Below are 22696 nucleotides of genomic sequence, written 5' to 3'. Positions count from 1 at the left end.
CATGTCATCCGCGTTGCGTCTCTCAATTATCCTGGTGCTATTGCTCGCAACCGCTGCGTTCGGGCTGATTGGCTACAATATGAACCTGCCGAAGCAGGTTCCGGTGGCGGTCGCGGAGCCGGCGAAGGCGCCTCCTTCGACCGTCGGCTATTTTGTTGCGGCACGTCCGCTGTCGAAAGGTACATTGGCCCGCGAAGAAGATTTCGCAGTACGCTCGGTGCCGCCTGAACGTCTTCCAGCAGGGGCGATTCTTGAAACGCCAGACTCCAAGGTCGGACTTCCCGGCTCTCTGGTTCGCAAATTCGTCGACGCCGGCAGTCCGATCACCTTGCAGGACGTATTGCGGCCGCGGGATCGGGGTTTCCTGGCCAGCGTCTTGGCACCGGATAGCCGTGCAATCAGCATCAAGGTGGACGAGGAGTCTGGCGTCTCGGGGCTCATCAGGCCGGGTGATTATGTTGATGTCTTATTGACCCAGGTGTTCGAAAAGGCAGAACCCGCGCGTCGGGCCCTGAGTGAAACCGTCCTAGGCAACGTTCGAGTCATTGCGATTGACCAGGAGATTGTGCAAGGCGGGCGAACCATAAGCTCGGTGGCCGGCAAGCAAGCGCAAACAGTGTCGTTGGAGCTTGCGCCAGACCAGGTCAAAAAGATCACTGTCGCAAGGCAGCTCGGAACGCTCTCTCTGGCCGTACGGGCAGCAGTCGAGCAGTGGGATACGGCGGACACTGGCGCCATGTCCAGCTGCGATGTGTCGCCGGAAATTGCTCGCCAGAATGCGATTGCCGGCCGCACCGCGGCGGTGGTCGTTCATGCTGGCGGTCAGGTCAAGCAATACTCGGTCAGGAAACAGGATTCAGGCGACGGCGACACGATGGTCAACTGCGATGGGTCGGAAGTTTCCCGCCGGGGTACGACGATGATGGTTCAGGCAGGCAAGTTGCTGGAGAAACGTTGATGAGCGCTAACATTGCAGTCGTCAGTTCGCCTGAAGAAGCCACATCTGTCGTAGCGCGCAACCGGATCGTCTGTTTTGTAAATGACGAGCTTAGTGCTGCGGCTCTGCGCAAGGGCCTCGAAGGCAGTAACATATCGATCAAACGTGGCACGATCCGTAATGCCATACGGATGCTCGAAACCGACACCGAACTATTCGCGTTGGTGACGGACATCAGTGGAATCGATGATCCATTTGCCGAACTTGAGAGGCTGGCCGGCGTCTGCCCACCCGATGTCCGGGTGACTCTGATCGGTGAGAACAGGGAGATCACCTTCTACCGCGAGCTTATGGAACTCGGCTTGACCGAGTACCTGCCCAGGCCGCTCACGCGGGACATGGTGCTGGACCAGCTGCGTCCGAAGCTGCTTGGCGACGTGACGGCCGGTTCGATTGATCGGGGCGGACATGTGATCTCGATCTGCGGTGCGCAGGGCGGTGCCGGCGCAACGAGTATCGCAATCAATCTCGCGCTGCAGCTGGCCGAGACCACCAAGGCCAAGGTCGCGCTGCTCGACCTTCACCTGCAAGCCGGCGAGACGGCCGTGATGCTGGGTGTTCAGCCCGGACCAGGGCTGCGCATCGCTCTGGAAAATCCCATGCGGGCGGACACACTGTTCCTGGAGCGCGCGGCAATTGAGGTCAATGAACGGGTTTGCCTGATCTCCGCCGATGAGGAACTGGATGCGCAGCTCGACATCACTGAAGCGGGCGTGAGACACGTGCTGGGTCTGCTCCGCCAACGGTTCAATTACATCGTTGTCGATGTACCGGTCCCGTTTCCGCCATCTATCCATCCGGTGATCACTCATTCTCGTCACGTGCTGGTGCTGCTGGAAGCCGAGATAACCGGACTTCGCAATGCCCACGCACTGCGCACCGCTGTCACGAACATCGCCGGCAAAGATCGGGTCTTTACTTTGCTCAACCGCGCCAATCGCCCCGGCGGCCTTCCCAGGGCTGCGATTGTCAAGGCTTTGGGCGCAGAACCAGACATGGTGGTACCCGATCTCGGCAAGGGGATGACCCAGGCGGTCAATCTCGGAATTCCAGCGCTGAAGCACGTATCAGGACTGCGACGTCACCTCGCCCCGATTGTGCGCGAGATTACAGGGCTCGGCGCCGAGCGGAAGGGACGGCTGAGGAGGCTGCTCGGATTATGAAGACCTTTGGTCGGCGCGACGACGACACGCCAGCTCGTTTGCCTGCATCGACGCCACGGCCCGCGTCGACGCCGAGCTTGCCTGCAACTGCGCCCAGGCACGAGCCATTGCCTCAGCGGCCCCTGATGTCAGCATCGCTCCGCGAACGGGTCATTGAGCAGATTGAGCCGTCGGTGGCCGCGACTGTTTCGCGCGATGTCCTTCGCCGGCAGATCGAGGAAATCATTCATGGAATCGCCAATGAGGAAAGGCTCGAACTGTCGGGTCGCGAGCAGCTTCAGCTGGCTGACGAGATTGCGGACGATATGACCGGCTACGGGCCGCTGCGTCCGCTTCTGCTCGATCAATCGATCAACGATATCATGATCAATGGACCGAGTAACGTTTACGTGGAACGAGCTGGCAGGCTGGAACGGATCGCGGTGCGATTCCGCGACAATGATCACATTGCGTCGGTGGCGCAGAAAATCGCCGGTCAGGTTGGGCGACGCGTTGACGAATCCAGTCCGATGGTGGATTGCCGCTTGCCCGACGGCAGCCGGGTCAACATCATTTTTCCGCCGCTAGCGATCCACAGCCCCTGTATTTCGATCCGAAAATTTCCAAGCCGCCGTTTGGACATCGCCGGAATGGTCGAAAATGGCTCAATGACCGCAGCCATCGGACAATTACTGGAGATTGCCGCTCGGTCTCGGCTCAATGTTCTGGTCTCCGGCGGCACCGGCTCCGGCAAGACCACGCTGCTCAATGCCATGAGCCAGTTCATTGATCACAGTGAACGCGTCGTCACCATCGAGGATGCGGCAGAGTTGCAGCTTCAGCAGCCGCACGTGATCAGCCTGGAGACCCGGCCTCCCAGTCTTGAAGGCACTGGGCAGGTGACACAACGCGATCTGTTGTGGAATGCCCTGCGCATGCGTCCTGACCGGATCGTCGTGGGCGAGGTGCGCGGCGCCGAAGCGTTTGACATGCTGCAGGCGATGAACACGGGCCATGATGGTTCGATCTCCACGGTCCATGCCAATAGTGCCCGCGATGCCCTGACCCGCATCGAGAACATGGTGCAGATGGGACAGGTCAATCTGCCGTCGCGGGCCATTCGAGCTCAGATCGTCGCTGCGCTGGATCTCATCGTACAAGTCGAACGCATGCGCGACGGACAACGTCGCATTATCCAGATCACCGAGGTGATGGGGCTGGAAGGGGATGTGGTCACCACCAATGACATCGCAGCCTTCGAGTACCAGGAGGAGGATGAGCATGGGCGGATATCGGGAACTTACAAGTCTACCCTCGCAGTCCCGAAATTCAAAAGCCGTCTTGTCTATTTCGGCCTTGATCGCGCTTGGGCCGAGGCCATGAGGCAAATATGATACCTGAGTTCGTGATCGTCGCTGTTCTGGTGCTCGCGATGTGCGCAGCAGCCAGTGCGTTGTGGCTGGACGGCCGGGAGCGACGCATGCATCGCCGGCTGGCGGTAGCTCTACCGGCCTCCCATCCGGCCAGCCTGCCATCCATTCGCCGGGCGGAGACCGGATCCCGATCTCTGCTTCTCCACGGTTTGGCCAATTACAGGCCTGAGATGGTTCACGCCTGGCATCCGGCGTATGTACTACTGGCCTCCGCCATCACGGTAGCCGCAATCTTCTACGCCAATAGCCTGCTGGGATTTTCCATTCTATACGTGTCCGTCGCGGCTGCAGTTGCCGCCATAGTGGTCGTGCGAGGTCTGTTTGGATGGCAGCAACGTCGCTTCGCCGGTCAACTTTTTCGACAGCTGCCTGACGCGATCCAGCTGGTAACAAGTACGGTTCGATCGGGTCTTCCGGTGCACGAAGCATTTCGTACCATCGCGCGCGAGATGCCGCAACCAACGGCTGGACAGTTTGCCATCGTATGCAGCGAAGTGAATCTGGGTAGACCGCCGGAGGAAGCCGTCGAAGCCATCTATCGGCGAACGCAGGTGGCAGAGTATGCGATGTTCGCGGTGACACTTGCAGTCCAATTGAAGTCAGGCGGCAGCTTGGGTGAAACCTTGCAGACGCTAGGCGACACAGTAAGTCAGCGTGTTGCGCTAGCTGCTCGCGCCAAGGCGCTGGCAGGAGAGGTGATTTTCTCCTCGCGGGCACTTACGGTCTCGCCCCTGATTGCCGGAGCGTTGCTCTACGCCGCCAATCCGCAAAATGTCGATCTGTTGTTCTCTGATCCGATGGGAAACAAGCTTCTGGCTTACGCAATAGCCTCGGTGCTTATCGGACACCTAGTGATAAGCTGGATGGTCAGACGGGAAACAGAACTATGACGTTTGGTCTCAGTCTGGTGGCCCTCGCAGTAGCAGCTGGAACTGCGGCCTGCCTGTTGATCATCCGCGAAATGCACGTCCGCGCGATGGACACGCGGGTGTCAAACGCCGTGATGGGTATCCCTTACCGGTCAGCGACCTTCCAAGACGTGACCAGCTGGTTTTCATGGCTCGGCATGCGGTATCGGCGCTTCTACGCTGAGGAGAATTTGGAAGAACTGCGAACGATCCTTCACTCATCTGGTTTCAATCATCATCGAAGCTTGCCGATCTGGATCGGCGTCAAGGTCGTCAGCATGTTCTTGTTCCCGGTGATTGCGCTTCTTCTTGCGCAACTCTCGGGAAGGGGGCCTGCCGACGTGCTGGTCTTCACGCTGGTGGGCGTCGTGATCGGAATTATGGGGCCACGATTGATTCTGACGGTGCTGAAGCGCCGTTTTGATGCGACCATTCGGCTGGGCGCGCCGGACATGATCGACTTGCTGGTCGTGTGCAGTGAAGCGGGAATGGGCATGGAGAGCGCGCTGGGACGTGTAGCGGAAGAAATGAAGCAGACCAATCCTGCCATGGCTTGGGTATTGCACCGTCTCCTTGATGATCTCCGGATATTGCCAAATCGCATCGATGCATTCGAGAATTTGGCAAATACCTCAGAGGGGCTTCGCCGGTTCGGCACCATGATCAGCCAGAGCCTGCAATACGGAACGCCCTTGAGCCAAGCACTACGCAGTATAGCGGTCGACCTGCGGCGAGAACGTATTACCAAGCTCGAGGAAAGAGCACACAAATTGGGCGCCAAGCTGACCATTCCTATGGTGCTTTTCCTGCTTCCAGCCATGTTTGTCATCATGGGAGGAAGCCCCGTTTTGCACCTCGTGCGTTCGTTCGCAAGCTTCGGTAAGTAGCCATGAGCACAATCGCCCTTTCGAAAAACTATTCGCACGATCGGATCATGCGACTGTTCGGCAGCATGTGGTTCTTGTTGCTGGCGCTTTGCGTGGCCATCAAGATTGGGGCATCGCTTGCCGATCCCTGGCCATCGCTTCTGTCGGGTTTTTGCCTTGCCATTTTCTACATGCTCCTGGCGCTGTTGATCATCACTCGCTCTCCAGCAAAGGCGCATGCAGACGGCCTACTCCCGAGAATAGCTGCGTTCGTCGGGAGCTATTTGCCATGGACGATCAGCTTCCTGGGCAAAACCGACGAAACGCTGCCAAACCTGGCATCGACAGCTTGCGTGCTGGTCGGCACGGTCATGATGCTTGTCACCATCCGACATCTAGGTCGGTCGTTCAGTTTGGTGCCGCAGGCGCGTTCGGTAGTGCAGACCGGTCCGTATCGATGGATCAAGCACCCACTCTATGTCGCAGAAGAGATCGTGGTCCTGGGCGTAGTGCTGCAATACCTGACACCGGTTACGGTGATGGTACTGGTCCTGCATATGGGCATCCAGGCATGCCGGATTCTTTACGAAGAAGACCTGCTTCGGCGCAATTGCCCTGAATATTCCAGCTACGAAGCATCACGTTGGCGCGTGATCCCGTATGTTTGGTGAGCGGCTATGCGTGGCCGGATTGTCATGGACATGGTTCAAATCGCCAAGGCTCGGGCTCCGCGATCGGAAGTCGTAGGTATCGGTCAAGTCAGGCGCGCGTGCCGTAGGGAGTCCTTCATCGCAGATCAGCGCGGAGCCGTCGCGTTTGAGACAGTGTTCGTCTACATATTCTTGGTGTCGTTCCTGCTGATGCCGCTCGCCGACGTAGCCGCCGCGGGCTTCCGCTTTATCTCCGCGTGGACCGCGTTGCGCTCCTTCGGGCAATATATCCAATACAAGAATCCGCCCGACCCGGCGAACCCGGGGACCTGGGTGTCAACGCTGCAGACAACAGTCGCAGGGCATACGATCGGCAACATCCAGGTCATGTGCGGAAGCACTGCCTGCAACTCCGGCAATCTTGGTTCGACTCCAAAGTACTTTACGTTTTCGACAACTGTCACTTTGGCCCCGATTGTGTTGACGTCGGTTCTGTGTCCCAGCGGTTGTACCTACACGCTGCCTTACTCTGAACGCTTCCAGTAGGTGTTTCCATGCGTAGTCTGCTCCGTTCCAGACAAGGCTCCGCCGCATTCGCAACAGTCATCGCGCTCGTGCCCCTCATCGGCGTGGTCGCACTCGGGGCCGAGGCCGGATCGTGGTACGTCACCAGGCAGCACGCGCAGAATGCCGCCGATGCAGCGGCCTACTCGGGTGCCTTGCGACTTGCATGCGCGAATGCCGGTGTGCTCTGCGATACATCAGTGGATTATCACGCCAAGGAATTCGCAGCACAGAACGGGTTCTGCAACCCAGGCGATACGGCCTATCCGGGCACCAACTGTGCGACCAGCCTTCCAACAGGAATCTCGCGGGCCGTGCAGGTCGATATCGGCAGCTACAGTGCGGGTGCGTTCACGACGCCGCCCGCAGGAGGCGGCGGTAACGCCGTTCGCGCCCTCGTCAGTCAGCAACAGCCGGCCTACTTGTCGGCAGTGCTGGGTTTGACGACCGTCAACATCCCCGCCCAAGCCATCGCTCTGGTCGAACTACCGAGCAAGGTGTGCGCCTTGGCGCTCGGACCTGATCCGAACGGCGGCGGAGGGGCGCTTAAAATTGCGGGTAACGTCAGCAACAACGGCACGGGTTGCCCGATAATGTCGGATGCCAGTGTTCAATTTGCCAGCACTGCCTCTTTCACCGGTTCGGGATGGGCCGTCTTGGGTGCAACTGGCTGTAGTCCAGCCAGCACCTGCGCCAATCCCGGCGTCACACACAACTATTTTATGCCATACGCCAACAATCCACTTGGCAAATTGGACAGCGAGACGTTCAACAGCTTGACCTCGAGCGGGAGGCCAAACGATTTGACCTGCAGTGGTACGTTGAGACCCAATACCCCGCCGAGCAGCAGTAACCTGTACCGCAACCTAACGTGCACGACTGGGAACACGGTAGATTTTACTCCGGGCACGTACTTCTTCTACAATGGGACAATAAAATTTAATGGGGGAACCATCACCTGCAGTGGCTGTACACGTTGGCCACCGGCGGGCACGGGTTTAGGCGTAACCCTTGTATTGCTCGGGGATTCGAGCATTTCAATCTCTGGCGGCGCCAGCGTTGAGCTGTCCGCCCCTTACACCAACACCTTCTCTTCTGATCTGAACGGCGTTCTGATTGATGATCAGGCACCGAGCAAGAGCAGTAATCAGGTCAACATCACCGGTGGTAACGTGAAATTGGGTGGTGCGATGTATTTCCCGCACGTCGACGTTACGTGGAACGGAGCGACACAAAGTTCTAATACGACCTGTTCACAAGTGATCGCCAAAACACTCACCATGGGCGGTGGCGGCTTCCTGAGCACGGATGGATGTAATCCGGTCACCGTCCCTTACACCCAAGTTGTCCGCTTGGTGCAGTGATGAGAAAGCTCGATCAGCGGGGTATCGCGGCGTTCGAATTCATCCTCGTCTTCGTGCCGCTTTTCATGTTGATCTTCGCCATCTTCGATCTCGGACGCTACGCCATCACGATGCAGTCCTTGCGGAAGCTCGCGAGTGCCGGCGCCCGGGCGGTCATGATCAACTGCTATACGCCTGCCTTGCTTCAGAGCCCGCCTCAGTCGCCGTCAGGCTGCACCGGCGATCCCATGCCCACGACCGACAAGCAGAACGCGGCGCCGTTCCTGTACTTCGGCGGTCTCACGCCGACATTGAGTGTGGCGTCCAGCGGCAACAATTTGACTGTTACAGCTTCTCAAGCCGGCTTCACCATGCTGATGCCGATATGGGGCACAGCGCTCAATGCGCCGAGCGCGTCCACGCAAATTCCCTTCTAGCGCACCCCCGAGCATCGGCCGATGAACACCCGCCCCCCTGGCGATGGCGATGATGCCGGACGCGAAGCCAAGACATGCCATGGCAAGTGCCACCCTGCCGTAAGGCCTGAATATGGCAATATACCTGACGCATATTGGCGGACGGCGCTTCACGGCGACGCCGGTGGAACTGGCCAAATGCTTGGCATCGAACTGCGTCAGAGCAATTCGCGCCCGGCCAAGCGCATCTCAAGACTGCGAGTCGACCCCGTTCGATGGCGGGGCGACGACGGAACTTTGCGCAAGGTGGTTGTGCTGCAGGATAGAGTTCTGAACAGAGCTGCAGAGAAAATGATGCTCGCTGGCAACATTGAAAAGTTTTCTTTGCAGCTTGTGGCTGTGCGGTAAGTGTCTCTTGTTGCAAGGAGGCAGGATGAAGGGCGATGATCTTGGAAACATGAAGTAACGAATTGTAGTGGGACAGATTGTAAGCTCTGCGACGTGGTGCGCAGAGGGGAACTGTTGAGGGACGGCGAGCACGTAGATTTGCGGGGATGCCGCGGATCGCGGCGGGGGGACTCGAATGGGTGGCGGTCGCGTTTCGGATAAGGCGGTAGGGGGGCTTCTCGCCTTCAGCGTGATGAGTTTTGGCGCGGCGCTCGCCTTGCTTGGGTCCGCAGACCTCGCGGCGGCTGCAGACCGGCGGGGCTCCTCCGGCGGCGTAATCGTCAGCGAAATGAGCGACGTCCAGCGGGTCAGGGTGGTCGTCAACAAGTCACGCACCTTCAAGGTCGACACGGCTTTTTCGACCATCGTCGCGGGCTCGTCCGACATCATCGACGTGAAGTCCCTGAGCGATCACATGATCTACATCCAGGGTAAGCAGACCGGTACCACCAACGTCATCCTGTTCGACTCGTCGATGAAGCAGATCGGAATCCTCGACATCGAGGTTGTGATCGACACCGGGAATCTGCAGCAGAACATCCGGTCCAGCACCGGCATGCAGGGCATTCGCGTCTCGGCCTCCGAGGGACAGGTGGTGCTCAGCGGAACCGCCAACGACGCGGTCGCGGCTGAGCGGGCTATGGCCATCGCCACCAGCACAGTTGCGAAAGGCGGTGTCGTCGTCAACGCGATGAGCGTCGCGGCGCCGCAGCAGGTGATGCTGGAGGTGCGCTTTCTCGAGGTCGGTCGGTCCGCGGGTCGCGACTTAGGAGTTAATCTTTATGGTGCCAACGCAAGCGGATCGCGAGGTTTCAATACCGGTCTTGGTGCTGGGGGTTCGGCCGGTGCTGTGACCTCAGCCGGACGTATCGCGACGGATGCTACCGGTAAGCCTTTGCAGGATCCCGTGACCAACGGCTACGTGCCAACTCCGGGTGGTCTTCCGCTGATCGGTACCGCCGCTACGTTGGCTGGAAACGCCGTGCCGTTCGGTAGCTTGTTGACAAGTGTTTTGAAGTTCAACAATGGCAACACGTTGGACCTCCTGATAACCGCGCTTGAGACCAAAGGCGTCCTCCGCCGTTTGGCAGAGCCAAACCTGATCGCACTTTCCGGAGATGCGGCGCGCTTCCTGGCTGGTGGTGAATTTCCAGTTCCGATTCCGAACACGACGGCGACTGGCTTCCCCACCATTACCATCGACTATAAGAAGTTCGGTGTTGAGCTAGCCTTCGTGCCCACTGTGCTCTCGCGCGGCACAATCAATCTGCGGGTTGAGCCGTCCGTCAGCGAACTCGACTTCGCCAACGCGATAACTATCCAGGGGACGACCGTTCCAGCATTGACCCGCCGCGACGCGCGCACGACGGTCGAGCTGCGGGATGGCCAGAGCTTTGCGATCGCCGGCTTGCTGCAAACCCGGAACCGTCAGGACGTTTCGCAATTGCCCTGGATCGGCTCGGTACCCGTGCTTGGAGCCTTGTTCAGCAGCAAGTCGTACCAGCAGGAGGAAACCGATCTCGTCATCATCGTGACGCCGCGCCTGGTCGCACCGGCCGCGCCCGGTCAGCAACTGGCGTCGCCGCTCGACTCCCGCCTTCCGGCCAACGACGTCGATTTCTTCCTCAATGGCCAGATGGAAGTCCGCAAGCGTTACAATGACTACGTGAACTCCGGAGGCGACGTTAAAGGACCCTATGGGCACATCATCGCTCCCGAGGTCACTGCGACCATTCCGGTACCGGCTGCTGCGAACCAGCCGGTCGTGAAAACGCTCAACTGAGAAGGAAGCAGGAGATGACCATGAGGTATCTGGCTCTGTTCGCGCCGCTCCTGCTCGGGGGATGTTACGGGGTCGCCGGTCATGACGAGGTGGACCGCTACTTCCAGCGTTCCGACACCATCACGATGAGTGCCGGCAATGCCAAGGAGGTCAACGCCGTCACCCACACCATCCATCCCTGGCCGCGTAACGTCGGTGACCGCAGGATCGCATACGACGCCCGGCGCGTGGGCGCCGCCGTGACACGCTATGGCAACACGAAACAGCCGGTGGATCAGCTTCCCGACATTGGCGATGCGACGAAACAAATGGGCGTGCGGACTGCCCCAACCCAGAACGTCAACATAGAAGGATTGGGGGCTGGATCGACTGCTGGAATATCGGTGCCGGTCGGCGGGGTAGGCGGAGGCGGTAGGTAACGATTTTTAGTGTGTGGTTTTGGCGATGCTGTTTGCGAACGGCGCAGTGAATTTGCTACGACGTGCGGGGGACGAAGGGGTTATGCGGCGTATCATCTTCATGCTGACCTGTTGCTGGTTGGGGATAGGCCTTGCGGGGTGCGATCAGACGCTGAGGGAGGCTGCCGTCGTGGCTCCCGTCGAGCCGCCTGGCGGGGATCCCGTCCAGGAGCCGACCGACGTCAAATATTATCCCTCGGACGAACCGGTACGGCTGGGCTTGGAGCATTTCAACCGCGGCAATTACGGGATTGCCCAGCGCTATTTCAAGGACGGCGTCGAGAAATCGCCCAAGGACGTGACCGCTTGGATCGGGTTGGCTGCGAGCTATGATCGGATACGTCGTTTTGATCTGGCTGACCAGGCCTATGCCCAGGCGATCCGGCTGGGAGGCGAAACCGTGCAAGTCCTGAATGATCAGGGATATTCGTACATGCTGCGTGGCAATCTGAGTGCGGCGCGGCGGAAATTTGAGAAGGCCTATTCGCTCGATCCAGGCAACCCGGTTATCGCCAATAACCTTGAGCTACTGAACGGCAGCCGACGGTTCATTGAACGGCCGCCGAACAACCAGCCATAAGTCGAATAACTACCTGCAAAGCTATTGCAGGCTGGCTTTGGCGCTCGCCCTTGAACGTGCAGATCGGTCATCGAACCTTGCGCGCCATTCTATAAGCTCACAGTCGTTGCAAGGGGCGTTGGGCCGCCGCTCGTCAATTGGACCCGATCACAGCATCAGCGTAGTGGCTCCCATTTCTCGTAATGACAATGACGCCGTTGCGAATGGTAAATCTCGCGCCAAGCAGTTTCCGCACCTTCTCCGTGATCGGAGAAGGGAAGGGGATGGTTTCTCCCGAGACGGGATCGCCGACCTTGATCGACTCAGTCACGGACCCCGCAACCGGGGCAGGCTTGATATAGTCGCGGATCAACTGAATCTCTTCGCGCGTCAGGATGAGCGAAGCCTGATCAGGCCGGGTCTCTGGCGGCGGCTTAGGCGGTTCACTGCTTGGCTTCTCACGTGCCTCGTTGGCGGTTGCGATCTGATCAAGCCTGGCTGCGCGGAGCTTGAGCGCGATGATCTCGCGTTGCAGCGTGGCGATCTCCACTTTGAGCGACTTGACCTGCGTGAAGACAATCGTCGCGCAAACGCAGCTCACGAGAACAACAACGCTCAGCAATCCGAGCAACCAGCGCTCGATGTTTCCCATCGACCCTGTGGGCCCCTCGGGTAGTTGACCGCGCTGCAAATGCTCGCGCCAAATTTGGCGTCCTCGCTTCATCCAATCTGTATAGGCGGTCACACTGGCGGACACACCTCGTACAGAACCGAAATGTGCGGATGACGCAGCAGAGGCCTCCTGGGCCGGATGAACTATAGGCGCTTTGTTGCTTTGCTCGGCGCGTGGCTCCGGCTTTTGGTTCTCGGCGAGGTGACGCTCCACCGGCCGATGAGCGGCGGTGTGGAACGGATCACGCCCCATCGGCTGATCAGGCTGGCCGATAGTTTTTCTCGAAAGAGCCATCTATCAACTTTAGCGGGTGCGCCGACGCGGCTTCGAATAGGGCACCAAACGGTCGTTTGCACGCTGCGTTTGCGTGCCGACGTCGCCGGGTCTGTAAATCATTCACCATTTCCGTGGGCGCAAAGCGTGCCGAAAGGCAAAGCCTATGTCAATTGAGGACAACGGCGGCAGCATTGGACCAGGACATCGGAACCACAGATATCGTTTCGTATGCGCGGGGCGCACAACGGTTCACCTTACAGACGAACGACTTCGCCGCCTTCTGTTCGGTGCCTTTCTCGCCGCATTGGGAGGAGCTCTGGCGGCATGCTCCAGCTTGCATCGTTTGGCTGGAGGTTGCTCAAATTGGCCCATGATGGATTGGAGCGGGACATTTCGAAAAGCGAAGCAGCAGCAGCACTTAAGTCGTACCTCGATCGATCATGTCGTACCAAATGTAGTACTGCCGCCGGTTCAGAGCTCGACGAGCAAGCATTGTCGCGCCCCAGCGTCTGTCCTCCCACTATAGCGTAGCGCGGCGTAACTGCGCGCGGTGGCCGGGCGATGTTCGCCTGATGTGTCGGTCAAAACCAAGAAGCTGCGCGGAAAGGCCATCGTTCGGGGCGGTGCTGGCACGGCTACCCGCACCGTTGGCCTCCTTGGCCGGATCCTGACCTATGCGGTCGAAGCCGCACTGTCGAAAGCAACCTCGCCCATGGCCTCCGCAAGCCAAGGGACCAGGTGCGAAAGCGTCGGCTATCGGAGGCGGAGTACCGAATACTGGGTCGGATGCTCAGCGAGGCTGCCAAGCAGGAGAAGTACACCACGATTGTGGACATCGTTCGCCAGCTTGCGCTGACCGGCTGCCGCCGCAGCGAGTTGATCGAGTTGAAATGGACGGCGCTTCAGCTCAAGGCGTGACCGGCCAATCCGTAGACCCACGGCTCGTTTTCCTTCCGGTTCAGAAATCGCTTTCCTTTGGACATGGTCGAGACGGTGTCGTTCACCCCGAGGCGGCTCTGCTGAAGGAAGTCCGCAAACAGACCCGTCTGCTCCCGCGTATCGACGCGGACGAATTGCCCCGCGAGGTCTTTGAGATGTACAGCCGTGAGATGGACCGCGTCCCAATCATTGCTGGCCACGATCGGGCCGATCACATGACCGCGCCCGAATTCTCGCTTCATGGAAAAACCGACGGCCTCTCCGCGGCGGCGCAAGACGGAGATTGAGGCACCTTCAGAAAGCAATGCGAGCAGCTTCTGCCGGTTAGCTCCGAACGCGCGTTCATCCAGTGCCGTGATCTCTCCGATGTTTGCAGTGGACAGCGAGCTCAATTCACCGGCCAGAGCCGGCACCGGCGGAGGTGGTGAGACGGCCTCTCCTTGCCACAGATACACCGTGGCTTCCTTCGTGAACCCCAGCGACAGATACAGATGATAGGCGGCATGGGTTGAGTTGAGGGCCAAATTCCGATCGCCACACCGCTCGAAGACCTGCTCCATGAGCCAGCGGCCTGTACCTTGTGCCTGGGTTCGGGGCGATGTGATCACCAGGCCAATCGTCGCGAATTCGTGGCCATAAGGGAACCACATCGCGCTGCCGAAGACGCGCCCTATGCCATCCACGGCAACGATGCCGTGGCCGGCGCGGCGCAGGAAATCCCAATCCTTGGGGCGGTGCGGCCAGCCGACACCGATCGAAAGCGCGTGGAGCAGCTTCACGTCAACGTCGTTGATGTCCTTGGCCACCAGTTCAAAGGACTTCACGCGCACCGTTCGTCCCATTCAGCTCATCCGTTCCTTTGCGGCACCCAAACTTGGGGCCTCGCCGGCCTTCTGCTTCGCGCCGCACAAGCCTGTTTTGCAGCAGCATAACGCGGAAGGCCAGCAGGTTTCGCCTGTTTGGCAGGCGGTATTCGGAATGTTCCGCCGCAAGCGCAACTCGATTCAGCAGGGAAAGCTCCTGGTTGCCGCCTATCGATATCCGGCAACAGCAGGCAGGGTGAGCCCCAGTGAATATTGAAGGCTTCGCTGGAGGGCTCGCCGCCCTTCCAGACCTCAGTGGCCGGCCAAGCCGGTCTCAACGCCCAGCATCCCCGGCGAGGACATGAGAGGAATACGTCGATGGCGTTTCTTTTCAATTCCGATGCCGCTCGCGGGGCCATTTTCCGGCAGGCCTTTGCGCGCGAGCTCCCTGATCTGGAATTCTATCATTCCGGTGAATGCGTCGAACCGGAAAAGGTACGCTACCTGCTGACCTGGAACGTACCCAATGATGTCGCGCGGTTTCGAAATCTGGAAATGCTCTTTTCCATCGGTGCGGGGGTCGATCAATTCAAGCCTGAGACCATGCCGGACCGCGTGAAACTCGTGCGCATGGTTGAAGACGGCATCATACGCATGATGCAGGAATATGTCGTGCTCGGCGCTCTGACGCTCCATCGGGAGATGCTGGCCTATCGGGAGCAGCAGGGAAGGGGCCTATGGCAAGCCCATGCAAGTGTACAGTCGACCGATCGGCGCGTGGGCTTCCTCGGGCTTGGGATCCTGGCGCAAGCTGCGATCGATCGCCTGACGCCGTTTCGATTTCCGCTTGCCGCCTGGAGCCGCACGAAGAAAACGGTCGAGGGAGTCGCCTGCTTTCATGGCGACGACCAGCTTGGCGACTTCCTGCGAGGAACGGATATCCTCGTCTGTCTTCTCCCCCTGACGGAGCAAACAAGCGGCATCCTGAACGCAAGACTTTTCTCGCTTTTGCCAGTCGGAGCGAGGCTGCTGCATGTCGGCCGCGGCCCGCAGCTTGACCAGGGCGCGCTCATCGAGGCGCTGGATAGCGGGCATTTGGCAGCAGCGATGCTCGACGTCACCGATCCCGAGCCGCTGCCGGAAAATCATCCACTTTGGTGCCATCCGAAGGTGATCATCACGCCGCACATCGCGTCCGTGACGCAACCGCATACGGCAGCACAATCCGTCATAGAGAACATCCGGCGGCACCGCGCTGGACGAAATCCGATCGGCCTTGTCGATCGAACGCTCGGCTACTAACAGGAAAAGCGCCATGTCACTTCTGGTCACCATCGACACCAATCCGGACTTCGCGCCGAAGAACGCCTTGCCTGCTCCGGAACGGCTCATCTCCGGCAATCCATCGTTCAAGACCTGGGCCCAGGACGCCTCGAAAGGCGAGAAGGTACTGACCGGCGTTTGGGAAGCAACGCTGGGCGAAACCCATTCCATCAAGGGCACCACCTTCGAGTTCTGCCACATTCTCTCGGGCCTCATCGAAATCGAGGAAAAGGGTGGTGAGACCAGAAGGTACCGCGCCGGCGACAGCTTTGTGATGAAACCCGGCTTCGTCGGCGTTTGGCGCACGATCGAGACCGTGCGAAAGATCTACGTTTGCCATTACGACTGAGACAATGCTGAGGGCAGCACGATCAAGCGGCCCTCAGAATATTCGACCTCCGGGGCCGCGTCCGAGCAGATTCAACGCGGCCCGACACTTCATTCTCAACGAAAAAAGCGGCGTGCGGTCCTGTACTGCTCGCATGAGACGGCTTCGTCTCGCCACTCGCAAATCAGGCAGTGGTGGTGAGGCCGGGCCCGAAGCCAAGGAGCAAACTCATGATTGCATTGAAGGACAAGGATCTGTTTCGCCAGCAAGCGCTGATCGGCGGCACCTGGCGGGATGCGAGCACGAAAGCCAGGGTCGATGTCATCGATCCTGCCAGCCAGAAAGTGCTTGGCACCATCCCCGATATGGGCCGAGACGAGACCAGGGTAGCAATCGACGCAGCGGCGGCTGCGTTCAAGCATTGGAAGACCAAGGCTCATGCAGAGCGTGCTGCGCTGCTGGAGCGTTGGCATGAGCTCATGCGACGCCATGAGCAGGATTTGGCCCTTCTGCTGACGCTGGAACAGGGCAAGCCGCTTGCTGAATCGCTCGGTGAGATCCGTTATGGGGCATCCTTCGTCAAATGGTTTGCCGAAGAGGCCCGCCGCATCAACGGATCGACAATCCCGGCACCTACTGTCGATCGCCGCATTCTGGTGCTGAAAGAACCAGTCGGCGTCTGCGGGATCATCACGCCCTGGAATTTCCCCAACGCGATGATAACGCGCAAGGTGGCACCAGCGCTTGCCGCGGGCTGCACAGTGGTCATCAAGCCATCTGAGTTTACGCCTTTTTCAGCTCTCGCCATCGCTGTTCTGGCTGAGCGGGCCGGAATCCCGGCGGGCGTGATCAACATCGTGACGGGCATGCCGGCGGAAATTGGCGCGGAGCTGATGGCCAACGAAACCGTGCGCAAGATCTCGTTCACCGGATCGACGCGTGTCGGCGCTTTGCTGATGAAGGGCGCGGCGGACAACATCAAGAGGCTCAGCCTCGAGCTCGGTGGCAACGCGCCGTTCATCGTCTTTGACGATGCCGATATCGACCGAGCGGTCGAGGGGGCGATTGCGTCAAAATTCCGCAATGGCGGGCAAACGTGCGTCTGCTGCAATCGCATCCTGGTGCAAGCTGGCATCTACGACGCCTTCGCCCAGAAGCTAGCCAGCCGAGTCGTGAAAATGAAGGTCGGTCCTGGCACGGAAGAGGGGGTCGCAATCGGGCCGATGATCAACGGCGCGGCGATCGAGAAGATCAAGCGGCACGTCGTGGATGCCCTGGACAAGGGCGCAAAGATCATCTCGGAGAGTGAGGCGGTGCCGGAAGGTCGGCAGTATGCGCGCCCTCTCGTGCTCGGCGGAGCGACGACCGAGATGCTCCTGGCTTCAGAAGAAACCTTCGGGCCGGTCGCGCCGCTGTTCCGGTTCGAGACCGAGGACGAGGCGATTGCGATCGCCAACGGCACGCCGTTCGGTCTTGCCGCCTATTTCTACACGGAAAACCTCAAGCGTTCATGGCGTGTTGCCGAAGCGCTGGAATTCGGCATGGTCGGCCTGAACACCGGCCTGATCTCGACCGAGGTGGCGCCTTTCGGCGGTGTCAAACAGTCGGGCCTCGGACGCGAGGGATCCCAGCTCGGGATCGAAGAATATATCGAGACCAAGGCGCTCCATATCGGCGGGCTGGATTGAGCGGCCGATCAGATCAATATCTGAAACAAGAAAAGGGGGCGGTCGAACCGCCCCCTTTTCCTTCACAGTGCTCCGATTTCTATTGGAGCTCTCCAAGAGCTGAAACGCCGCGAGTGAACCTGAAAAGAATACGCTCACGCGCTCTTGCGCAGGGGTTCCAGGCCGACTGCCGCCGCAAGCCCGTCGATGCCAGTGACCTCGGTGTACTCATAGAAGGGGTTTGCGGGCTCGTGACCGCGGTTCACCCAGACCTTGCTCTTGATGCCGAGGTCGTAGGCGGTCATCAGGTCGTAGCGGAAGGAAGAGGAGACGTGGGTGATATCCTCCGGGCCGCACCCCAGCTTGTCCAGCATATACTCGAAGCCCTTCATATGCGGCTTGTAGGCGCCGGTCTCCTGCGCCGTGATGACCATGTGGAACGGAGCGCCGAGCTTCTCCACATTCGACATGATGAGATTCTTCATGGAGTTCGACAGGATGACCAGCGGAATCTCCCTGGCAACTTTGGCCAGACCCGCCGGGACGTCCGGATGCGGACCCCATGTGTGGATCTCCTCATTGATGCGCTGGGCATGTTCTGGTCGAAACGCGATGCCGTTGCGCTTGCATGCGCGCTCCAGCGCATTGTGCACGACCTCGAAGTACGGCTTCCACGCGCCGAGAACCTCGTCGAGGCGATAGGCTGAAAAATCCTTGATCAGCTTTGCCATAGCCGTCGACGAGAGTTCGGAGCCATAGACTCTCCTTGCCGCGCCGGCCATGTCGAAATTGGTCAGCGTGCCGTAACAGTCGAAGGTGATGTACTTGGGCCTAAACGTTGCCATGGCTCGATCCTTTTTCGGTCCTCACGCACCGCGTTCCGGTACGACAGGGATCATAGCGGGCAGGCGACCGGATAAAGCACCGCTGTCGCGGCGACCGAGAGCAGATTGTGTCGTATCGGATCGGCGCCGTGGCAGAGAGTTGTGTGAAAAGGCGCCTCCGACTTGTGCGCCAATGTCTTGCGCACCCCGATGCCCGCATAAGATGCGGCGCCGGTCGTCAATGATAGTCAAAATGCCCTTCGTCCATGTTCAGCCCGGGAGCAACTGCTGTCCTGGGCGTCTTACGTTGAGCTCCGAAGATATCGGGAGTGCCGCACAAGCATTGCGGTCGATTTGGAGGACGACATGTTGAGCAACTCGCTGATTGAACTCGATCGCGCGCATTTGATTCATCCGGTCTCATCCTATCGCAGCCACGAGGCGACGGGCGTCCGTGTGCTGAAGTCAGGGAAAGGCGCGACGCTGACCGATGTCTCGGGCCGTCAATTGCTGGACGGCTTCGCCGGCCTGTGGTGTGTCAATGCGGGCTACGGGCAGGACAGCATCGTCAATGCGGCTTTGAGGCAGCTGCGCGAACTGCCTTATGCGACGGGTTATTTCGGGTTGGGCTCCGACCCGGCCATCCGGTTGGCCGCAAGGCTGGCTGAACTCGCGCCTGGCGATCTGAACCATGTCTATTTCACCTTGGGCGGCTCCGACGCCGTCGACAGCACGATCCGCTTCATCCGGTACTATTATCATGCCGAGGGGAGGCCGCAGAAGGATCAGTTCATTTCCGTCGAATCCGGCTACCATGGATCGTCGACGGCAGGGGCCGGCTTGACCGCGCTGCCGGCCTTTCACGCGGGCTTCGGAGTGCCTTACAACTGGCAGCACAAAATTCCATCGCACTACGCCTATCGCAATCCTGTCGGTTCGCATCCCCAGGCTATCATTGCGGCATCGGTCGCCGCTCTGCGGGCCAAGATCGCCGAGCTCGGCGCCGACCGCGTCGCCGCCTTCTATGTCGAGCCGATACAGGGGTCAGGAGGTGTCCTCGTTCCGCCGCCATCCTGGCTGAAGGCCATGCACGCTGTTTGTAGGGAGCATGATGTTCTTTTCGTCGCCGATGAGGTCATCACCGGCTTTGGCCGAACCGGCCCGCTGTTTGCCTGTGAGGAGGACGACGTCGTGCCGGATCTCATGACCACGGCAAAAGGCTTGACCTCGGGCTATGTGCCGATGGGGGCCGTTCTGATGTCCGACCGCGTCTACAACACCATTGCCGACGGCGCCGGCAAGGCGCCCGTCGGCCACGGCTACACCTATTCCGCACATCCTGTCAGTGCAGCCGTCGGGCTCGCGTGCCTGGACCTTTACGAAAGCGGCCTGCTGGAAAACGGCCGAAAGGCCGGGCATCGTCTGATGGAAGGTCTTCGCGCGCTTGCCGATCATCCGCTCGTCGGCGATATCAGGGGGCGCGGCATGCTGGCTGCGATCGAGCTCGTGACTGACAAGGAGCGCAAGACGCCGCTGCCGGCGGAAGCCGACGCGGCGCGTCGTATTTTCGACCGCGCATGGGACAACGGCCTCGTCATCCGCGCCTTTGCCCAGGGCGTGCTGGGCTATGCGCCGCCGCTCTGCTGCACGGATGCGGACATCGACGGCACCATTGAGCGAACCAGGACGACGCTCGACCAGACGCTCGAAGACAAGGACATCCGCGCGGCCATGAAAGGGTAAGGACCGAGCCTGTCCTTTAGCCGTTGAATATGCTTTCGAGAGGCAGATGAGATTTCACGATCGGCGACTTCAGCACGACGAAACTGAAGTATTTGTCGATACCGATATCCATCTCGACCAGGCGCTCCATCATCGCCTGGTATTCGCTGATCCCTGCCGTGATGAACTTGACGAGATAGTCGTACCCGCCCGAAACGAGATGGCACTCGACCACGGAATCGATCTTTTCGATCGTCGTGAGAAAGCGCGCGAAATCGATCTGACGATGATTCTTGAGGGTGATTTCGGCGAAGACAGTCAGAGTTTGGCCGAGCTTGGAAACGTCAATCTGAGCGGAATAGCCGGTGATGAAGCCTTCCGTCTGGAGCCTCTTCACGCGCATCAGGCATGGGCTCGGAGAAAGATTGATCAGCTCTGCGAGCTCGACGTTGGAGATCCGCCCGTTCTTCTGCAGTTCGCATAAAATCCTGATGTCGATCTTATCAAGCTTCATAGCAATGCCATGAGATGGGGGCGACAACGGCGTCAAGGATTTGAGACTTCGGCGTCATATACATTGTCATAACATCAACCAGCATCTTTTCCCACCGGACGGTGGAAACTGCCTTTAGAACTCACTGACCTTGCCCCAGGCGCTCATTTTCAGCCGCTCCGGCCTGTAAGGGCGCGGGTCGACAATCGGCGGACTGCCCGTGATGATGTCGGCGATCACATGCCCCGCGCCCGGGCCAATTCCAAAACCGTGGCCACTGAACCCCGCCGCAAGGATGAAGCCTGGAACGGATTCAACTTCGCCGATTGCCGGAATGCCGTCCGGTGTGCTGTCGATGTAGCCGGCCCAGACGTTTGAGATGGCGAGGTGCCGCAGCTCGGGCACCAGCTTGCACGCGCGCCGATGCGTCAGCCGAATCTGCCTCATGTCGGGGCGGGGATTGAGCGTTCGGTTCAGCTCCATTGGCGTCACCTCGTCGAGCCTCCATTTCGCCAGGGATTCGTGGCCTTGCCGCATGCCCTCGAAGGCCCCGGGGCTGAGGCTTCGCCAGCGGCGGGCGAACATGGGGAGGAATTCGCGGCCGAACCTGACCTGCTGCGGCGTCGGATCGACTCGCGCGCGCCCGCTGATGGCCAGCGTGTATCCGCCATTGCCGCGTCGCGTGGCCGACACGAGCCCTGCGTAAAGGGCATCAGGCAGGCCGGCCGCGCCCGGGGCCAGGGCGAGAATCGAAGAGCGCACGGATGCCTGCGGGAAGCGAATTCCCAGCTGGTTGCAGAACGAAGATGCCCACGCGCCTCCTGCCATGACGACCGTCTTCGTCCGGATCGTGCCCGCCTCGGTCACCACGCCGCTGACCCGGCCGGCACTGAGCTCGATGCCGCGCGCGGCGCAGAGCTGGTGCACCGTGCCACCCGCCGCCATGATCGCACGCGCGGCGATGGGGACGGCCTTTGAAGTATCCGCCGTCCCGTCTGTCGGCGAGAAGACGCCGCCCTTCCACTTGCGACCCGTCGCCTTGCCCCGACCGCTCGCCTCTTCCGAGCTCAACATATGCGTCGTGACGCCAACGGTCCTGGCGAAGTCGCGCCACTTGGCCCAGCCTGCCAGCTCATTCTCGTCGTTCGACAAATACAATAGGCCGCAGCGGCGAAAGCCCGTGTCTTCACCCGTTTCCTGGGCAACTCGTTCCCAGAGATCGAGGCTCTTGGTCGCAAGCGGCAGCTCGCGTGCGTCGCGGTTCTGTTGGCGGCACCATCCCCAGTTGCGGCTGGACTGCTCGGCGGCGACGCGGCCCTTCTCGAGCAAGGCAACCTTGAGGCCGCGACGCGCGAGATAGTAGCTTGTGAACACGCCTACGACGCCGCCGCCGATGACGACGACGTCCGCTTCACGAGGAAAGGATGGACTGGATTCGATATGCAGGAGCGGCGCGCTCATCCGACGGGGATCTCCGGTGGTCGCCGTAGCGTAACCGAGGAATTGCGGCAGCCCCCGCGGACTTTCGTCGTGAGACCGAATATCCTGCGGTTTACTGCCTTTGACGCAGGCTAATATTGCGAAAATACCTTGCTTGCGTCGCAGCTTGCAGGCGGCGAGACTGATGCACGTGCTCCTGCGATCCGTCGCGCGCCCTTCCTGGCAGGGGCCACGGCAGGCCTGGCGGCGCAGATTGAAATGCCAAATCGGACTTCGTTTTCAGAAGTTCGTGCTGCCCGGATGCTGCCTTTCGGCGACTCCGCGGTGATTGAAATCATCAAGATCGGCAGAACGGATCGAAGTCCATAGAGGCAACCCGCATGAGCCTTATCCAGGAGCAGATCTTGGCGGAAGCGATCAAGCTATGACGTCGGCGCCATCCATGCTTCGCTTCGATCGAACTGACCCGTTCGGTCGGCGCCGCGCTCCGAAGAAGAGTTCTTGCCTCTTGCGCGGGGAGGCCTGAATCATGTCGCAGCCTCCAATAGAGGAATGGCACGTCGAGCGTCAAATCATCGACCTGTCGAAGAAGCGTGGCAAGGCAAAGAACCGAAGGCGCGGCCCGCAGCAGGATGGCCGAAC

At 59.9% G+C, this 22696-nt stretch carries 23 protein-coding genes and 1 pseudogene; 19 read left to right on the top strand and 5 right to left on the bottom strand.

What is annotated here, in order from left to right; translation table 11 throughout:
- The first annotated feature begins 1 nt into the window (after window position 1).
- From cpaB to XH85_RS29365, 13 genes are all read left to right on the top strand, one after another.
- Window positions 2-958 (top strand): Flp pilus assembly protein CpaB, encoded by a 957-nt coding sequence (gene cpaB / locus XH85_RS29425; RefSeq protein ID WP_128934617.1) that lies wholly within the window; start codon window positions 2-4, stop codon window positions 956-958.
- Window positions 958-2160: a CpaE/TadZ family protein gene (locus XH85_RS29420; protein ID WP_128934616.1), complete on the top strand. Its 1203-nt coding sequence runs from the start codon at window positions 958-960 to the stop codon at window positions 2158-2160. The genes cpaB and XH85_RS29420 overlap by 1 nt, the downstream gene beginning before the upstream one ends.
- Window positions 2157-3533 (top strand): TadA family conjugal transfer-associated ATPase, encoded by a 1377-nt coding sequence (locus XH85_RS29415; RefSeq protein ID WP_128934615.1) that lies wholly within the window; start codon window positions 2157-2159, stop codon window positions 3531-3533. The genes XH85_RS29420 and XH85_RS29415 overlap by 4 nt, the downstream gene beginning before the upstream one ends.
- Window positions 3530-4462, top strand: coding sequence for a type II secretion system F family protein (locus XH85_RS29410; protein ID WP_128934614.1), 933 nt, complete (start codon window positions 3530-3532; stop codon window positions 4460-4462). Before XH85_RS29415 ends, XH85_RS29410 begins: the two co-directional genes overlap by 4 nt.
- Window positions 4459-5367, top strand: coding sequence for a type II secretion system F family protein (locus tag XH85_RS29405; RefSeq protein ID WP_128934613.1), 909 nt, complete (start codon window positions 4459-4461; stop codon window positions 5365-5367). Before XH85_RS29410 ends, XH85_RS29405 begins: the two co-directional genes overlap by 4 nt.
- Before the next feature lie 2 nt (window positions 5368-5369).
- Window positions 5370-6017, top strand: coding sequence for a methyltransferase (locus XH85_RS29400; protein WP_128934612.1), 648 nt, complete (start codon window positions 5370-5372; stop codon window positions 6015-6017).
- A gap of 153 nt (window positions 6018-6170) precedes the next feature.
- Window positions 6171-6542, top strand: a complete 372-nt coding sequence (locus tag XH85_RS29395; protein WP_245473805.1) for a hypothetical protein — start codon at window positions 6171-6173, stop codon at window positions 6540-6542.
- 8 nt (window positions 6543-6550) lie between these two features.
- Window positions 6551-7924, top strand: a complete 1374-nt coding sequence (locus tag XH85_RS29390; RefSeq protein WP_128934611.1) for a pilus assembly protein TadG-related protein — start codon at window positions 6551-6553, stop codon at window positions 7922-7924.
- Window positions 7924-8340, top strand: a complete 417-nt coding sequence (locus tag XH85_RS29385) for a TadE/TadG family type IV pilus assembly protein (protein WP_245473188.1) — start codon at window positions 7924-7926, stop codon at window positions 8338-8340. The genes XH85_RS29390 and XH85_RS29385 overlap by 1 nt, the downstream gene beginning before the upstream one ends.
- A gap of 177 nt (window positions 8341-8517) precedes the next feature.
- Window positions 8518-8727, top strand: a complete 210-nt coding sequence (locus XH85_RS29380; protein WP_128934609.1) for a hypothetical protein — start codon at window positions 8518-8520, stop codon at window positions 8725-8727.
- A gap of 175 nt (window positions 8728-8902) precedes the next feature.
- Window positions 8903-10549 carry a type II and III secretion system protein family protein gene (locus XH85_RS29375; protein WP_128934608.1) on the top strand — a complete coding sequence of 549 codons (1647 nt, stop codon included), beginning with the start codon at window positions 8903-8905 and terminating at the stop codon, window positions 10547-10549.
- A 20-nt stretch (window positions 10550-10569) separates the two neighbouring features.
- Complete coding sequence (locus XH85_RS29370) at window positions 10570-10968, top strand: hypothetical protein (protein WP_420809132.1); 399 nt, start codon at window positions 10570-10572, stop codon at window positions 10966-10968.
- Window positions 10969-11050: 82 nt separating this feature from the next.
- Window positions 11051-11587, top strand: a complete 537-nt coding sequence (locus tag XH85_RS29365; protein WP_164939938.1) for a tetratricopeptide repeat protein — start codon at window positions 11051-11053, stop codon at window positions 11585-11587.
- 133 nt (window positions 11588-11720) lie between these two features.
- Here the strand turns inward: XH85_RS29365 and XH85_RS29360 are convergent, their stop codons facing one another.
- Window positions 11721-12533, bottom strand: a complete 813-nt coding sequence (locus XH85_RS29360) for a hypothetical protein (RefSeq protein WP_245473190.1) — start codon at window positions 12531-12533, stop codon at window positions 11721-11723.
- A 556-nt stretch (window positions 12534-13089) separates the two neighbouring features.
- On the opposite strand from XH85_RS29360, the pseudogene XH85_RS29355 reads away from it, so the two are divergent.
- Window positions 13090-13412, top strand: a pseudogene (locus XH85_RS29355) (integrase); the annotation flags it as partial.
- 5 nt (window positions 13413-13417) lie between these two features.
- Here XH85_RS29355 and XH85_RS29350 read toward each other — a convergent pair.
- The gene (locus XH85_RS29350; RefSeq protein WP_128934606.1) at window positions 13418-14296 is read right to left on the bottom strand and encodes a GNAT family N-acetyltransferase; all 879 of its coding nucleotides are present in this window, start codon (window positions 14294-14296) and stop codon (window positions 13418-13420) included.
- Window positions 14297-14635: 339 nt separating this feature from the next.
- Here XH85_RS29350 and XH85_RS29345 point away from each other — a divergent pair, with 339 nt between their 5' ends.
- The 3 genes from XH85_RS29345 (at window position 14636) to XH85_RS29335 (ending at window position 17596) form a co-directional block, all read left to right on the top strand.
- A complete protein-coding gene (locus XH85_RS29345; RefSeq protein ID WP_128934605.1) occupies window positions 14636-15559 on the top strand; it encodes a 2-hydroxyacid dehydrogenase in 924 nt (307 codons plus the stop codon).
- Between the two features lie 13 nt (window positions 15560-15572).
- On the top strand, window positions 15573-15929 hold the full coding sequence (locus XH85_RS29340; protein WP_128934604.1) for a cupin domain-containing protein: 357 nt from the start codon (window positions 15573-15575) through the stop codon (window positions 15927-15929).
- A gap of 209 nt (window positions 15930-16138) precedes the next feature.
- Window positions 16139-17596 carry an NAD-dependent succinate-semialdehyde dehydrogenase gene (locus XH85_RS29335; RefSeq protein ID WP_164939939.1) on the top strand — a complete coding sequence of 486 codons (1458 nt, stop codon included), beginning with the start codon at window positions 16139-16141 and terminating at the stop codon, window positions 17594-17596.
- Between the two features lie 134 nt (window positions 17597-17730).
- On the opposite strand, the gene XH85_RS29330 is transcribed toward XH85_RS29335, so the two are convergent.
- Window positions 17731-18420 (bottom strand): haloacid dehalogenase type II, encoded by a 690-nt coding sequence (locus XH85_RS29330; protein ID WP_128934603.1) that lies wholly within the window; start codon window positions 18418-18420, stop codon window positions 17731-17733.
- A gap of 345 nt (window positions 18421-18765) precedes the next feature.
- Here XH85_RS29330 and XH85_RS29325 point away from each other — a divergent pair, with 345 nt between their 5' ends.
- Window positions 18766-20142 carry an aspartate aminotransferase family protein gene (locus tag XH85_RS29325; RefSeq protein WP_128934602.1) on the top strand — a complete coding sequence of 459 codons (1377 nt, stop codon included), beginning with the start codon at window positions 18766-18768 and terminating at the stop codon, window positions 20140-20142.
- Between the two features lie 16 nt (window positions 20143-20158).
- Here XH85_RS29325 and XH85_RS29320 read toward each other — a convergent pair whose 3' ends face one another.
- Both XH85_RS29320 and XH85_RS29315 read right to left on the bottom strand, forming a co-directional pair.
- Window positions 20159-20635, bottom strand: a complete 477-nt coding sequence (locus XH85_RS29320) for an Lrp/AsnC family transcriptional regulator (RefSeq protein WP_128934601.1) — start codon at window positions 20633-20635, stop codon at window positions 20159-20161.
- 114 nt (window positions 20636-20749) lie between these two features.
- On the bottom strand, window positions 20750-22075 hold the full coding sequence (locus XH85_RS29315; RefSeq protein WP_128934600.1) for an NAD(P)/FAD-dependent oxidoreductase: 1326 nt from the start codon (window positions 22073-22075) through the stop codon (window positions 20750-20752).
- Window positions 22076-22204: 129 nt separating this feature from the next.
- On the opposite strand from XH85_RS29315, the gene XH85_RS29310 reads away from it, so the two are divergent.
- Window positions 22205-22423 (top strand): hypothetical protein, encoded by a 219-nt coding sequence (locus XH85_RS29310; protein WP_128934599.1) that lies wholly within the window; start codon window positions 22205-22207, stop codon window positions 22421-22423.
- Window positions 22424-22696 lie beyond the last annotated feature (273 nt).

Source organism: Bradyrhizobium zhanjiangense, from assembly GCF_004114935.1.
Taxonomy (GTDB): Bacteria; Pseudomonadota; Alphaproteobacteria; order Rhizobiales; family Xanthobacteraceae; genus Bradyrhizobium; species Bradyrhizobium zhanjiangense.
This window is presented reverse-complemented; position numbering and strand designations above follow the sequence as displayed.